Annotated in this window: 14 protein-coding genes; 6 read left to right on the plus strand and 8 right to left on the minus strand. The window is 62.6% G+C overall.

Features of this window, described 5'->3' with window-relative positions; all coding sequences use genetic code 11:
* Positions 1-36: 36 nt before the first annotated feature.
* Positions 37-1014, minus strand: a complete 978-nt coding sequence (acuI, locus tag ACRC1E_RS05905; RefSeq protein WP_438514185.1) for an acrylyl-CoA reductase (NADPH) — start codon at positions 1012-1014, stop codon at positions 37-39.
* Positions 1015-1167: 153 nt separating this feature from the next.
* Here acuI and ACRC1E_RS05910 point away from each other — a divergent pair, with 153 nt between their 5' ends.
* Both ACRC1E_RS05910 and ACRC1E_RS05915 read left to right on the plus strand, forming a co-directional pair.
* Positions 1168-1722: a DUF1456 family protein gene (locus ACRC1E_RS05910; protein ID WP_438514186.1), complete on the plus strand. Its 555-nt coding sequence runs from the start codon at positions 1168-1170 to the stop codon at positions 1720-1722.
* A 2-nt stretch (positions 1723-1724) separates the two neighbouring features.
* The gene (locus ACRC1E_RS05915; RefSeq protein WP_438514187.1) at positions 1725-2024 is read left to right on the plus strand and encodes a YkgJ family cysteine cluster protein; all 300 of its coding nucleotides are present in this window, start codon (positions 1725-1727) and stop codon (positions 2022-2024) included.
* A gap of 55 nt (positions 2025-2079) precedes the next feature.
* Here the strand turns inward: ACRC1E_RS05915 and ACRC1E_RS05920 are convergent, their stop codons facing one another.
* From ACRC1E_RS05920 to ACRC1E_RS05940, 5 genes are read right to left on the minus strand one after another with little or no spacing between them, the layout of a single operon-like run.
* Positions 2080-2640 carry a TIGR00725 family protein gene (locus ACRC1E_RS05920; RefSeq protein WP_438514188.1) on the minus strand — a complete coding sequence of 187 codons (561 nt, stop codon included), beginning with the start codon at positions 2638-2640 and terminating at the stop codon, positions 2080-2082.
* A complete protein-coding gene (locus ACRC1E_RS05925; protein ID WP_438514189.1) occupies positions 2624-3439 on the minus strand; it encodes an ABC transporter permease in 816 nt (271 codons plus the stop codon). Before ACRC1E_RS05925 ends, ACRC1E_RS05920 begins: the two co-directional genes overlap by 17 nt.
* A 9-nt stretch (positions 3440-3448) precedes the next feature.
* Positions 3449-4525, minus strand: a complete 1077-nt coding sequence (locus ACRC1E_RS05930) for an extracellular solute-binding protein (protein ID WP_438514190.1) — start codon at positions 4523-4525, stop codon at positions 3449-3451.
* A gap of 29 nt (positions 4526-4554) precedes the next feature.
* Positions 4555-5583 (minus strand): ABC transporter ATP-binding protein, encoded by a 1029-nt coding sequence (locus ACRC1E_RS05935; protein ID WP_438514191.1) that lies wholly within the window; start codon positions 5581-5583, stop codon positions 4555-4557.
* Positions 5580-6347 (minus strand): ABC transporter permease, encoded by a 768-nt coding sequence (locus tag ACRC1E_RS05940; RefSeq protein ID WP_438514192.1) that lies wholly within the window; start codon positions 6345-6347, stop codon positions 5580-5582. Before ACRC1E_RS05940 ends, ACRC1E_RS05935 begins: the two co-directional genes overlap by 4 nt.
* Before the next feature lie 128 nt (positions 6348-6475).
* On the opposite strand from ACRC1E_RS05940, the gene ACRC1E_RS05945 reads away from it, so the two are divergent.
* Entirely contained in the window at positions 6476-7417 is a 942-nt protein-coding gene (locus ACRC1E_RS05945) for a LysR substrate-binding domain-containing protein (RefSeq protein ID WP_438514193.1), read from the plus strand.
* A 116-nt stretch (positions 7418-7533) separates the two neighbouring features.
* On the opposite strand, the gene parC is transcribed toward ACRC1E_RS05945, so the two are convergent.
* Positions 7534-9876 carry a DNA topoisomerase IV subunit A gene (parC, locus tag ACRC1E_RS05950; RefSeq protein WP_438514194.1) on the minus strand — a complete coding sequence of 781 codons (2343 nt, stop codon included), beginning with the start codon at positions 9874-9876 and terminating at the stop codon, positions 7534-7536.
* A 70-nt stretch (positions 9877-9946) separates the two neighbouring features.
* Here parC and ACRC1E_RS05955 point away from each other — a divergent pair, with 70 nt between their 5' ends.
* The gene (locus tag ACRC1E_RS05955) at positions 9947-10405 is read left to right on the plus strand and encodes a GNAT family N-acetyltransferase (RefSeq protein WP_438514195.1); all 459 of its coding nucleotides are present in this window, start codon (positions 9947-9949) and stop codon (positions 10403-10405) included.
* 161 nt (positions 10406-10566) lie between these two features.
* On the opposite strand, the gene ACRC1E_RS05960 is transcribed toward ACRC1E_RS05955, so the two are convergent.
* Positions 10567-11310, minus strand: coding sequence for a BPSS1780 family membrane protein (locus ACRC1E_RS05960; protein ID WP_438514196.1), 744 nt, complete (start codon positions 11308-11310; stop codon positions 10567-10569).
* Between the two features lie 188 nt (positions 11311-11498).
* Between ACRC1E_RS05960 and tkt the strand changes: the two genes are divergently transcribed.
* Together tkt and ACRC1E_RS05970 are read left to right on the plus strand one after the other, a co-directional pair.
* On the plus strand, positions 11499-13487 hold the full coding sequence (tkt, locus tag ACRC1E_RS05965; protein ID WP_438514197.1) for a transketolase: 1989 nt from the start codon (positions 11499-11501) through the stop codon (positions 13485-13487).
* A 73-nt stretch (positions 13488-13560) separates the two neighbouring features.
* On the plus strand, positions 13561-13667 hold a 107-nt coding region (locus ACRC1E_RS05970), incomplete at its 3' end, for a glyceraldehyde 3-phosphate dehydrogenase NAD-binding domain-containing protein (RefSeq protein WP_438514198.1).

Raw genomic sequence — 13667 nt, forward strand, 5'->3', positions numbered from 1 at the left:
CAATCTGCAGCCGGCCCGTTTTGCGTCAGTTACGCGTCAGACCCTGACCAGGAAGCGGCCGACATGCTGCCCTGCGCTCAGGCCCTGTGCCGCCGCGATCGCCTCATCCAGGCCGATCTCGCGGGTATTGGCTTCCAGATCGGCCGCACCCAGCAAGGTAGCCAGCTGCTGCCATGCCGCCTCGCGCCGCGAGTGCGGGCACATCACGCTGTCGATGCCGTACAGGGTCACGCCGCGCAGGATAAACGGCGCCACTGTCGCCGGCAGATCCATCCCGCCGGCCAGACCGCAAGCCGCCACGGCACCGTCGTAGCGCACGCAGGCACAGGCATGGGCCAGCACCGTTCCGCCGACACAATCGATCACCCCCGCCCAGCGTTCGCGCTCCAGCGGACGCGAGGCCTGCTGGTATTCGGCCCGGTCCATCACGCCGGCGGCACCGATTTCGCGCAGATAAGCCTCTTCACCCGCCTTGCCGGTCATGGCCCAGGCCGAATACCCCAGCTTCTTGAGCAGCATCAGCGCGATGCTGCCGACCCCGCCGCTGGCACCGGTGACCAGAATGTCGCCGTCTTCCGGCTTCAGGCCATGCTTTTGCAGGGCCATCACACACAGCATCGCCGTATAGCCGGCGGTGCCTATCGCCATCGCCTGGCGCGCGCTCATGCCCTCGGGCAGCGCCACCAGCCAGTCGCCGGACACCCGGGCCCGCGTAGACAAGCCGCCCCAGTGGCGCTCGCCCACGCCCCAGCCATTGAGCAGCACCCGCTTGCCCACCGGCCAGCGCGGGTCTTCGCTGGCGACTACCTCACCGGCAAAGTCGATGCCCGGCACCATGGGAAAGCTGCGCACCACCGGCGCACTGCCGCTGATCGCCAGACCATCCTTGTAATTGAGGGTGCTGTACTCGATGGCGATGGTCACATCGCCGGCAGGCAGCGCCGAGTCGTCCAGTTCGCGTACTGCGCACGTCTGTCCACTGGCTTGCTTGTCTATCACGATGGCTCTGAACATGGTTGTCCTTCCTGAATATCACTGAATAATGCGTCTGCCCGCCGCCATTGCCGGCGTGGGCACAGGCCGCAAGCATAGTCCAAAAGACGCAACCCAGCGCCGGCGGCCGGCAATCTCTGCTATGCTGCGCAGCAACCCCTCCGTAGCAGCCTCATGCCGCTGCGGCTTTTTTTCGTTCCGGCGTATCATGCAGCCACACCCAACGACAGCACACCCAAGACCATGCTCAATAACGACATCCTGCGCAGCGTGCGCTTTATTCTCGACCTGCGCGACAACCAGCTCCCCAAGCTGATCCAGCAAGGCGGGCAAGATCCGGCCGAACTCGACATTCCGGCCCTGCTCAAGCGCGACGACGACGAAGGCTTCAAGCCGTGTAACGACCGCGTCCTGTCGGCCTTTCTCGATGGCGTCATCACCCTCAAGCGCGGCACACGCGAACCGGCGGCTGATGCCCCTGCCGCCGCCCCGCAGCGCATGTCCAACAACCTGATCCTGAAGAAGCTGCGCATCGCCTTCGAGCTCAAGCAGGACGATATCCAGGCACTGATCCAGCTGTCCGGACTGAATGTCAGCGCCACCGAACTGGGCGCCTTATTCCGTAAACCCGGCCACAAGCACTACCGCGAATGCGGCGACCAGTTTTTGCGCAACCTGCTGCGCGGCCTGACCCTCAAGCTGCGTCCCGATGCCAAGGATCCAGCCTGAGCATGCCGCACACACCCGAGTCGGCCGCCATCTCCTGCAGCAGCTGCAAAGCCTGCTGCTGCCAGCTGGAAGTCATCCTGATGGCAGGCGACGATGCGGTGCCGGCGCGCTATATCGTGGAAGACGACTGGGGAGCGGAAACCCTGCGCCGCCGGGATGACGGCTGGTGCGCGGCACTGGATCGCCAGACCATGCTGTGCACCATCTACGCCCAGCGGCCATGGGTGTGCCGCGAGTACCAGGAAGGCGATTACGACTGTCTGGTACAACGCAAGCTGATCCCCATCCTGACCCTGCGCTAGCCACAAAAAACCCGCCGGTTTGCACAGGCGGGTTTTTTACCGGATCACGCGGGCATCAGCCGCCCAGATCGGCGCATTGAGCTTGCGGCGAATAGCTTTCCAGCCAGGCTAGCGTTGCGGCCAGCAAGCTATCTTCATCGCTAAAAGTCTGCACCCCCGGCACATCCGGTGCCTGACAAATGGAAAACACCGGCTTTTTCCACTGCAAGGCCATGGCAACTTCCGACAGCGTCCCCAGCCCGCCACCAATGGCAATCAGGCAGGCACCGGCACGCGCCACCAGCATATTGCGCGACAAGCCGATACCGGTCGGCAAAGCCACCGTCAGGTAGGGGTTGCCGTAAGCGGCATCTTCTTCCGGCAGCAGGCCGATACAAATACCTTGCGCGTCGCTGGCACCACGGGCAGCGGCCTGCATCACGCCTATCTTGCCGCCGCACACCAGCGGCACGCCAGCCTGTGCCAGCGCGTAAGCGAGGCGATAGGCGATCGCTTCTTGCTCGGCCGTAGCATCGCGCGGCCCGACAATGGCCACCGGCTGCGCCAGACGGCGGGCACTTTGCTGGCGGATACCCAGGGCATTCAGCCCGGCAGAAACTTCATTCGAATGTTGCATGTTCACGACGTTGACTGAAATGGTCGCCCAGCCCCAAGACCAGCGAGCACAGGGCCAGCAGGATAATGGACAGGGCGGAAGTGACAGGGAAGTCCGCACCGCCGTCGCCTATCTTGGCGTACAGCAAGAGCGGCAGAATATTGACCTGGGTGCCGACCAGCGCCAGTGCAGTACCGTAAGTGCCCATCGCCAGTGCGCTGACCAGCGCACACGAACCCAGCACCGACGGGCCGACTTCAGGCAGCACCACATCGATAAAGGCACGGCGCGGGCTGGCTCCCAGCGTGCGCGCCGCTTCGATAGGACGCAGGTCGAGGTTGGCAAACACCGGGTACAGCGTCAGCGCCACGCGCGGGATCAGATAGTAGGCATAGGCAAAAGTCAGCCCGCCCACGGTATAGACCCAGCCGCCGATCTCGGCGGTATCGGCCCCCAGATAACCCAGCAACTGGGTCACAAAGCCGGCGCGGCCGAAGGCCAGAATAAAACCGTAGGCCACCACCATGCCGGAGAAGGCCAGCGGCAGCCCGAGCAGTGTCATCAGCTTGTCGCGCCAGAATGGCGTCGCCTGCGCCAACTGCCAGGCCACCGCCACGCCGACCAGCGTGGACAGACCCCCGGCCGACAGGCCAAGCAAGACCGAATTGGTCAGCGCCGGCCAGAACAACGGATCGTCCAGCATGCGGCCAAAAGCAGCACCATTCTCGGAGACGGCTTCCGGCACCAGCGCCAATAGCGGCAGGACAAAAAACAGGCCGATAAACACAAGCGCAGGCCATGCGCCGAACCGTTGCAGCATATTGATTCCTTACTTGGATAGTGCGGCGCGGGCCCAGGCGGCATCTATCGAGGCCTTATGGGCTTGAGCCTTGATCACATCCACCGGCTTCACCTGGGGTGCGTCAGGCATCTTGGCCTTGATCGCGGCAGGGAGCGCCACCGAGCTGACAGCCGGGCGCACATAACCTTCGGCAAACAGGGTCTGGCCCTGACTGCTCATCACGAAGTTGAGCCACAACTTGCCGGCGTTCGGGTTAGGGCCATTCTTCACCAGACTCATGCCGTAAGGTGCGGCCGCGCTGCCCTCTTTCGGGATCACCACGGCGATGCTGTCCTTCATGCCGTCCATATACTTGGCCTTGAGGCCGTCGTTCTCGTAGCCGATCCAGATCGGAATCTCGCCCTTGAGGAATTTGGCGTAAGGCGTAGTGCCTTCAACACGCAGCACATTACCCGCCTTGTGCAGACGGCCCATATAGTCGGTACCCGCCAGCGGCTTGTCCATCGAGCCGCCATTGCCGAAGGCAGCGGCCAGCACCGCAACCTGCCCCTGACCGGTGGAGCGCGGGTCGAGATAGACCACGCTGTTCTTGTACTCGGGCTTCAAGAGGTCGGCCCAGCCCTGCGGCACATTTTTCACCAGCTTCTTATTGACCAGGAATGCGACGTTGAGCGAATGCACGCCGAACCACTTGCCGGACGCTTCACGCGTCACCGGGCTGACCTTGTCGAAATTGACCGGCTTGAACGGGGCGACTACGTCTTTAGCCACCGCATCGACGGCGGACTGGGCGAAGTAGTAAGCAGTGTCGGCCTGCGGACGGCGACGGGTCTTGTCCAGCGCCACCACGGTCGCAGCCGAACCCAGATCGTTATAAGTCAGCTCGACCTGTGGATAACGGGTCTTGAATGCCTTGAACAGAGACTTCCAGTTGGCCCATTCCGGCCCGGTATCAAACGACACCACAATGCCTTCCTTGCTGGCGGCCTGATACAGCGCCTTTTCACCCGTATACATTTCGGCACCGGTAAAGGCCAGTGCCGGCAGGGAGAACGCCGAAGCTATCGTGACGGCCAGTAGCTGGCGACGGTTGATGATGGACATGAAAGTTTCTCCAAAGCAGATTGAGGGGTTCAGGCAGCAAGCAGACGGATATGTTCGGGAGCGACGGCAATGGCAGTCTGTGGCGCATGACGCGCCTCGCCCAGCCACGGCGCAGCACTGCCCGCAGGCATGAAGTCGTAACGGTTGAACGAGCCCAGATAGCGGTTGAGGGTGACGCGGCCTTCGATGCGGTTGACGGTGCCGGGCAGCGGGTCAGCCTCGATATGTTCGGGACGCACCAGCAGCTTGACCGCACTGCCGGACGCATGGCTGCCGGTATCGCAGGCAAGCACGGCAAAACCGGTATCGACTTCGCCCGGCGCGCGCACCGTGGCCGGGGTGATGGTCGACAGGCCGACAAAGCGCGCCACGGTTTCATTCAGCGGATTTTCGTACAGCTCGGTCGGCGTACCGTATTGCAGCACCCGGCCCTGATCGAGCAAGGCAATGCGGTCGGCCATCGCCAGCGCTTCTTCCTGATCGTGGGTCACCAGCAAGGTGGTGGCGCCGAACTGCTGTTGCAGCAGGCGGATCTGGTCGCGCAATTGGCCGCGGATAGAGGCATCCAGCGCCGACAAGGGCTCGTCCAGCAATAGCGCCTGCGGGCCGTAGGCCAGCGCCCGTGCCAGAGCCACGCGCTGCTGCTGGCCACCGGACAATTGCGCCGGACGGCGGTCGGCAAAACCGGACAGCCCGACCAGCTCCAGCATCTCCAGTGCCTTGGTGCGCCGCGCAGGGCTATCGACACCGGCCATCTTCAGGCCGTAGCCGATATTGTCGGCGACGGAAAGATGCGGAAACAGCGCGTAATGCTGGAACATCATGCCGATATGGCGCTCGTGTACCGGCCTGTTCGACAGGTCGCGGCCATTCAGCACGATACGGCCCTGATGGCCGCTAATCAGGCCGGCAGTCAAGCGCAGCAAGGTGGTTTTGCCCGAGCCGGACGGGCCGATCAGCGCAACCAGTTCGCCGCTATTCAGACCCAGCGACACATCATGAACGCCGATTTCGGTGCCACGATAATGAAAATTGACGTGTTCGAATGAGAGACTCATGCTTTTTTCGAGGCCAGAGTAGAAGTCAGGGAAGCCAGCGTCGCCAGTAGCAGCAGGATCACGGTTGCAGCACAGGCAAAGCCGGTAGCCCCATAAAACGCCTGTAGCAACACCACCGGATAGGTGCGGTTCTGGAAGCCGACAATCAGGTTGGACAGCTGGAATTCACCGATGGACAAGGCAGCCACCATCACCAGGCCAGCCACCAGGCTGTGGCGCAGATTGGGCACGATAATGCCGAAGAAACGCTGTATCGGACGCGCCCCCAGCGTGGCGGCGGCTTCTTCCAGCCGGTCCAGACGCTGGTGGCGCAAGTCGGTGACCAGCGCCTGCGTGAGGTATGGCAGAGTCAGTACCACATGCGCGGCAATCAGCAAGGGGGTACTGCCCAGCCACGGCATGGCATCGGTGTTGAACACCAGAATATAGCCGAAGCCCAGGGTGATGGTCGGCACCGCGACCGGCAACAGCATCAGCAAGCGGGTGGCAAAACGGTTTTTTTCTTTGGCGCCGTGAACCAGCGAATAGGCCAGCGGCACACACAGCAGGGTATTGATCACGCAAGCACTGGCGCCGACGATCAGGCTGGTGATAAAGGCGCGGATAAAGCTGCGGTCATCCCATAGCTCCAGATACCACTGGGTGGTACTGCCCTCGGGCAGCAGCGCGTTGATCCAGGTCTCGCCGAAGGAGCCGACCAGCACCAGGCCGATAGGCAATACCAGGTAAAGCAAGTAAATCAGGGAAACCAAACGGATAAGCATGGGCCGCCTTGTGTAACCCGACGCGGGTCAAGCAAAGGCGGTATTATATTAGCGATTGAATGCACTCAAATGATTAAACCGAACGCCAAGCTTGCGCTTTACGCACAGATGGCCCGCTCAGGTAAACCATGAAACGTCGCTGCCCCAGTATCCACGAACTTCTGGCCTTCGAGGCTGTAGCACGTCATTTGTCGGTGACACAAGCGGCAGACGAATTGTGCGTGACCCCCAGTGCCGTCAGCCGCAAGCTCTCCGGACTGGAAATCTTCCTCGGCGTCGAACTGCTGGCGCGCGTCGGCCGCTCTTTTGTGCTGACCCATACCGGGCGCCACTATCTGCAACGTATCCAGCCGGCGCTACGGGCACTGGAAAGTGCATCCTACGATCTGGCCAGCAGCCAGAGCGGCCACGGCACGCTCAGCCTGTCCTGCGTGCCGACCTTTATGACCAAATGGCTGATCCCGCGTCTGGCCTTGTTCGGTGAAGCTTATCCACAGGTGACGCTGGCTTTCCAGCAACACTTGGCCGGCCGCCAGGCCCAGCCCAATGATGTCACGGCCGCCATCCGCTATGGCGATGGTGACTGGCCCGGCGTGGTGTCCGAAAACATTACCGGCCTGCATTTCATCCTGATCGGCCCGCCATCCGGCAACAAGACCATCCCGATACCGGCCAGCAGCGACGAGCTGTCGCAAACCCGCATCCTGATCCATCAGGGTGCAGCCGATATCTGGCCGCAATGGTGTGCCGCGCGCGCACTGGCCGCACAGCCGCTACGTACCGGTTCGCGTTTCGAACACTACAGCTCGCTGATAGGCGCAGTCGAAGCCGGCATGGGGTATGCACTGGTGCCGCGCTGCCTGGTTGAGGGCGAGCTCGCCAGCGGCCGGGTCAGCGAGCCGTTTAACAGCACGGAGACGCTGAATCAGGGCCACTATCTGTGCTACCGCGAAGAACAGCTGGAGTCGCCGGTCTTCCTCGCCTTCCGCAACTGGCTGTTGGAACAGGGCCGGCAAGCCGGCGGCCCCGGCCTGCCGGAGCAGCAGAATGTGATTCCGGAGTTTGAATAAAATCAGGGATTAGGGATTAGGGACTCGCGGCGCTTGATGCTGTGATGACCAGCGGCCCCATTCCCCGTTCCCTAATCCCGAGTCCCTGATCCCCGATCCCCGATCCCGCCACTGCCTTACAGGTCCGTAATCGCGCTCACCTGCCAGCGCTTGGCTAGCAGCTTGCCCTTCTTGCCGCGTTTGCCCTCGAACTCGGCCAGCGCCAGACGCTCGTCGGCCACCTTGCCGCGCACCGAGGTGGTGGCCAGCAAAGCCTTCTCGCCCGCCACCAGCCCGACCGCCGTCAGCACATCGTTTTCTTCCAGCGCCATCAGCATCAGGCCGCGGCCCTTGGCCAGCTCTTTCAAGTCGCTGGCGGGGAAAGCCAGCAGGCGGCCCAGCGTGCTGACGGCCACCAGCTTGAGCCCGTCCAGCGAGGCGCTGACCCGTACCGGCGGCAGTACCCTGTCGTTTTCATCCAGCGTCAAGAACGCCTTGCCGGCCTTGACCCGACCGGTCATGTCCGACACCTTGGCCACGAAACCATAGCCCCCCGAACTCGCCACCACAAAACGGGTATCGTCCGGTGCGGCCAGAATCTGTGCCACCTTGGCGCCATCCTGCATGTCCAGCAGCGAGTTCACCGGCGCGCCATCGCCACGCCCGGTCGGGACGGCCGCTGCGTCTATGGTGTAGGCGCGGCCCTTGGTATCGAGCACCACCACCGGCCACACGGTGCGGGTTTCCAGCACCGCCGCCAGAGCATCGCCATCCTTGAACGACAGGGCCGACAGCTCGACATTGTGGCCGACACGGGCACGCAGCCAGCCTTTTTGCGACAGAATCAGCGTCACCGGCTCGTCAGCCACGCTCTGGTTGAGTACCGCGCGCTCGGTGACCTTGATTTCGGACCGGCGTGCATCGCCATATTTGGCGGCATCCTTGCGGATTTCATCGGCCAGCAGGCGACGGAAGGCTTCCGGATCGGCCAGCAACTGGCGCAAGCCATCGCGCTCTTCGCGCAGTTCGGCCAGCTCCTTCTCCAGCTTGAAGCCCTCCAGACGGGCCAGCTGGCGCAGGCGGATCTCCAGAATATCGTCGGCTTGCAGCTCGGACAGGCCGAAGGCCGCGATCAGATCGGGCTTGGGCTCGTCGGCATCGCGGATCACCCGTATCACTTCATCGATATGGATAAAGGCGATCATGCGCCCTTCGAGGATGTGAATACGCTGGCCAACCTTGTCCAGCCGGTAGTTCAGCCGGCGGGTGACGGTGGTGTGACGGAAGTCCAGCCACTCGGACAGAATGGCTTTCAGCCCCTTCTGCCCCGGGCGGCCATCCAGCCCTATCATCACCAGATTCATCGACACATTGCCCTCCAGACAAGTCTGGACCAGCAGGGTATTGATGAATTCGTCCGGGTCCTGACGGCTGGACTTGGGTTCGAACACCAGCCGCACCGGGCAGGCACTGTCCGACTCGTCGCGCACGCGGTCGAGTACCGACAGCATCAGGCTCTTGAGGTTTTGCTGCTCCAGCGACAGGGTCTTCTTGCCCGGCTTGACCTTGGGGTTGGTCGCCTCCTCGATCTCGGCCAGCACCTTCTGCGCGCTGGCGCCCGGCGGCAGTTCGGTGATGATCACCCGCCACTGGCCGCGCGTCAGGCGCTCGATTTCCCACTTGGCGCGTACCCGCACCGAACCGCGCCCGCCTTCATAGGCAGACAGGATGTCGGCTTCGGGGGTAATGATCTGGCCGCCACCCGGGAAGTCCGGCCCCGGCACATAGGCCATCAGCTCGGCGGTGGTGAGTTCGGGCTTGGCCAGCAAGGCCAGCGCCGCGCGCGCCACTTCGGTCAGGTTGTGCGGCGGAATCTCGGTGGCCAGGCCCACGGCAATGCCGGAGGCGCCATTCAAGAGCACCATCGGCAAACGGGCCGGCAGCAACGCCGGCTCGTCGAAAGCGCCATCGTAATTGGGAACGAAGTCGACGGTGCCCATATCGATTTCAGACAGCAACAGCTCGGAAATCGGCGTCAGCCGCGCCTCGGTATAACGCATGGCCGCCGCACGGTCGCCATCGCGCGAACCGAAGTTGCCCTGACCATCGACCAGCGGATAGCGCAGGGTAAAGTCCTGCGCCATGCGCACCATCGCTTCATACGCCGAACTGTCGCCGTGCGGGTGGTATTTACCCAGAATTTCGCCGACCACTCGCGCCGACTTCACCGGCTTGGCACCGGCCACCAGCCCCATATCGCGCATCGCATACAGGATGCGGCGCTGCACCGGCTTCTGGCCATCGGCCACTTCCGGCAGCGCCCGCCCCTTGACCACGCTCATCGCGTATTCGAGATAAGCACGCTCGGCGTAAAGATCCAGCGCCACCCAGCCTTCGCCGCTGCCGGCTTCTTCGACTTCCTCTAAAATGGGCGTGGGTGGGACGGGGGGTTGGGCAAGCAAATCGGGTTCGTCGTTCATCTGGCTGGCAGTCCCGCCGCAAGGGCGGCCGTGATATGTTAGTGAGATCAATAATTGGGGGGATTGTACTATGGCAACTTCACTGGTGTGGCACTGCCACGGATTTGACGGCTTTTCCATCCACACCCTATACGCGGCACTGGCACTGCGCGACCGGGTATTTGTGGTGGAACAGGATTCCGTCTATGGCGATATCGACGGCAGCGACCTCGCCTGCCTGCACCTGCGCGGGCTGGATCAAGACGGACAGCTCGCCGCCTATGCCCGCCTGATCGCACCCGGTGACAAATACCAGGACGCCAGCGCCATCGGCCGCGTAGTCATCGAGCCGGCACTGCGTGGTAGCGGCGTGGGCAAGGCCTTGCTGGCCGAAGCCGTGCGCCAGTGCCGGACACACTGGCCGGATAGCCCCATCATGCTGTCGGCGCAGGCGGACAAACTGGGGTTTTATCAGGACTTCGGTTTCAAAGTGGTGAGCGAACCCTACGACGATGGCGGCATCCTGCATGTCACCATGCGCCGGGACTGAATGGGGAATGGGGAATGGGGAATGGGGAATGGGGAATGGGCTCAGCGTGACGAAAAAACCGGCCCCGTCAAACACCGCGAATCCCCTATTCCCAGATCCCTAATCCCCGATCCCGATCCCGGTTCCCTAATCCCCGATCCCGATTCCCTAATCCCCGATCCCTATTTATTCCCGAACACCGCCTTCCAGCTGGTATAGCTGGTGACATACATCACCGGGAACCACAGCAACAGGCCAAGGAAAAAGGGCAGCATGGCCAGCAGCAGCAAGATGCCCAGCATCAGGCCGCAGGCCAGCAGCGCCTTCCAGTTGCGCAAGCCGGCAGACAGGCTGGTGCGACAAGCGGTGAATGGTGCCAGCCCGTCCAGCACTACCAGTGCCGGCGCAAACCAGTAGGCCATACTGACGATAAACATCGGCACACCAAACACCACGAGCATCATCAGCCCCATCAGCACGCTGACCGGCTCACCCTCCTGTGGCGTCACCACCCAGCCCATGGCCGACAGCAGCATGATCAGCGCCATCATCACCACCACCGCCAGCATGCACAGCGCCAGATACACCAGCGCCACCCCCAGCAAGGGCTTGGGTTGATCGCGAAAGCCGGCAAACAAATCCGACAATTTCAGCTCGCCCCCGCTTTCCGCTTTTTTGGCGGCCAGAATAAAGCCGCCGGCAAATACCGGCGACAACAGCAAAGGCAACACGCTGCCTAGCAGCGGAATCATGCTGACGCCGATATGGATCACCAGATACACCAGCGCCAGCAAAATCCAGGTCACCGGCTGCTCGCGCACCAGCCGGAACGCTGCCGTAATCCATTGCCAGCCGTCTGCGGCGACCAGCTGGCGCGGGCCCGATGGCTGCAGTTGCGGCGGCGGGGTGGTTTCAAAATCACTCATACTGAAGGCTCTCCGGCGGAAAATTTTTCTGATATTGCTTAAAGAGTCGGCAGAAATCATGCTTTCGTCAATGTCTGTCGCCATGCTCGGTTGCCGCGATGCGTCATAACAGGGATAATTTCGCCACTTTTCTGATGGGCGGATACGCCGGCCATCACCGTCTTGCTAACTCTCTCGAGGTTTTTCGCATGGTCTCCCGTACCGAGCTCGCCAACGCGATCCGTTTTCTGGCTATGGATGCAGTCGAGAAGGCCAAATCCGGTCATCCCGGCGCCCCCATGGGCATGGCCGACATCGCCGAAGTCCTGTGGCGCGATCACCTGAGCCACAACCCGGCCAATCCGGACTGGGCCAACCGCGACCGCTTTGTGCTGTCCAACGGCCACGGTTCGATGCTGATGTATAGCCTGCTGCATCTGGCCGGCTACGAGCTGTCCATCGACGACCTGAAAAACTTCCGCCAGCTGCACAGCAAGACACCGGGTCATCCGGAATACGGCTACGCGCCGGGCGTGGAAACCACCACCGGCCCGCTGGGTCAGGGCATCACCAATGCGGTGGGCATGGCACTGGCCGAGAAGATGCTGGCGGCCGAATTCAACCGCGACGGCCACGCCATCGTCGACCACCGCACCTGGACTTTCCTGGGCGATGGTTGCCTGATGGAAGGCATCAGCCACGAAGCCTGCAGCCTGGCCGGCACCTGGGGCCTCTCCAAGCTCACCGCCTTCTGGGACGATAACGGTATCTCCATCGACGGCGATGTCGAAGGCTGGTTCACCGACGACACCCCGGCCCGCTTCGAAGCCTACGGCTGGCAGGTGATCCGCGGCGTAGACGGCCATGATGCGACCGAACTGCAAACCGCAATCGAGACCGCCAAGAAAGAAACCGCGCGTCCGACCCTGATCTGCTGCAAGACCACCATCGGCTTTGGTGCCCCCAACAAGCAAGGCGGCCACGATGTGCACGGCGCGCCACTGGGTGCAGCCGAAATCGCCGCCGCACGCGAAAATCTCAAGTGGCCGCATGCGCCGTTCGAGATTCCGGCCGACATCTACAGCGCGTGGAATGCACGCGACGCCGGTGCCAAGCGCGAAGCCGCATGGGATGCGCACTTTGCCGAATACAGCCGCGCCTACCCTGAGCTCGCCGCCGAATTTAGCCGCCGCATGGCGGGCGAACTGCCGGCACGCTGGGCCGAACACAAGGCCGCCGCGCTCACGCGCATCAACGAAGCGGCGCAAACCGTCGCCACCCGCAAGGCCAGCCAGATCGCCATCGAAGCGTTCTCGCCGCTGTTCCCCGAGTTCGTTGGCGGTTCGGCCGACCTGACCGGCTCCAACCTGACCAACTGGTCCGGCTCCGAGTGGATAGACGGCGAAGGCAACGGTAACTACATCAGCTACGGCGTGCGCGAATTCGGCATGTCCGCCATCATGAACGGCATGGCGCTGCACGGCGGCGTGCGCCCCTACGGCGGCACCTTCCTGATGTTCAGCGAATACGCGCGCAATGCGCTGCGTATGGCAGCCCTGATGAAGATCAACCCGATCTGGGTGTTCACCCACGACTCGATCGGTCTGGGCGAAGACGGCCCGACCCACCAGCCGGTAGAGCAGACCGCCACCCTGCGCTACATCCCGAATATGGATACCTGGCGTCCGTGCGACACCATGGAAACCGCCGTGGCCTGGGCTGCCGCCATCGAAGCGCAAACCCGTCCAAGCAATTTGATCCTCAGCCGCCAGAACCTGCCGTTCATCACCCGCGACGAACAGCAGATCGCCGACATCGCCCGTGGCGGCTATGTCCTACGTGATACGGACGCGCCTAAAGCCATCCTGATCGCCACCGGCTCCGAAATCGAGCTGGCACTCAAGGCACAAGCTGCGCTGGCCGAGGCCGGCATCGCCGTACGCGTGGTATCGATGCCGTCGACCAATGTCTTCGACCGTCAGGACAAGGCCTACCAGGCCAGCGTCTTGCTCGCGGGTGTGCCGCGCGTTGCCATCGAAGCCGGCATCTCCGACTTCTGGCGCAAATACGTCGGCCTGGAAGGCGATGTAGTCGGTATCGACACCTTTGGCGAGTCGGCGCCCGCGCCGCAGTTGTTCAAGGAATTCGGCTTCACCGTCGACAATGTGGTCGCCAAGACCCGCGCCGTAATCGGCTGATAGACAGGCCACCCCGTCAGGGGTGGCCGTTTTTTTGCATTCCGCTTCCCCCCTATTCTCGGAGAGAAACTCGATGACCATCCGCGTTGCAATCAACGGCTACGGCCGTATCGGCCGTCAGGCCCTGCGTTCCATCTACGAATACAATCTGCGTGGCGATTTCGAAATCGTGGCGGTCAA

This window comes from Craterilacuibacter sp. (assembly GCF_051659485.1).
Lineage (GTDB): Bacteria > Pseudomonadota > Gammaproteobacteria > Burkholderiales > Chromobacteriaceae > Craterilacuibacter.

Bases quoted from the DNA above. Each gene is read 5' to 3' on its own strand.
- ACRC1E_RS05915 (WP_438514187.1), top strand. From the start codon at position 1,725: ATGCCGCACACACCCGAGTCGGCCGCCATCTCCTGCAGCAGCTGCAAA.
- ACRC1E_RS05945 (WP_438514193.1), top strand. From the start codon at position 6,476: ATGAAACGTCGCTGCCCCAGTATCCACGAACTTCTGGCCTTCGAGGCT.
- tkt (WP_438514197.1), top strand. From the start codon at position 11,499: ATGGTCTCCCGTACCGAGCTCGCCAACGCGATCCGTTTTCTGGCTATG.
- ACRC1E_RS05920 (WP_438514188.1), bottom strand. From the start codon at position 2,640: ATGCAACATTCGAATGAAGTTTCTGCCGGGCTGAATGCCCTGGGTATC.
- parC (WP_438514194.1), bottom strand. From the start codon at position 9,876: ATGAACGACGAACCCGATTTGCTTGCCCAACCCCCCGTCCCACCCACG.
- ACRC1E_RS05960 (WP_438514196.1), bottom strand. From the start codon at position 11,310: ATGAGTGATTTTGAAACCACCCCGCCGCCGCAACTGCAGCCATCGGGC.
- ACRC1E_RS05935 (WP_438514191.1), bottom strand. From the start codon at position 5,583: ATGAGTCTCTCATTCGAACACGTCAATTTTCATTATCGTGGCACCGAA.
- ACRC1E_RS05930 (WP_438514190.1), bottom strand. From the start codon at position 4,525: ATGTCCATCATCAACCGTCGCCAGCTACTGGCCGTCACGATAGCTTCG.
- ACRC1E_RS05910 (WP_438514186.1), top strand. From the start codon at position 1,168: ATGCCGCTGCGGCTTTTTTTCGTTCCGGCGTATCATGCAGCCACACCC.
- ACRC1E_RS05925 (WP_438514189.1), bottom strand. From the start codon at position 3,439: ATGCTGCAACGGTTCGGCGCATGGCCTGCGCTTGTGTTTATCGGCCTG.
- acuI (WP_438514185.1), bottom strand. From the start codon at position 1,014: ATGTTCAGAGCCATCGTGATAGACAAGCAAGCCAGTGGACAGACGTGC.
- ACRC1E_RS05955 (WP_438514195.1), top strand. From the start codon at position 9,947: ATGGCAACTTCACTGGTGTGGCACTGCCACGGATTTGACGGCTTTTCC.
- ACRC1E_RS05940 (WP_438514192.1), bottom strand. From the start codon at position 6,347: ATGCTTATCCGTTTGGTTTCCCTGATTTACTTGCTTTACCTGGTATTG.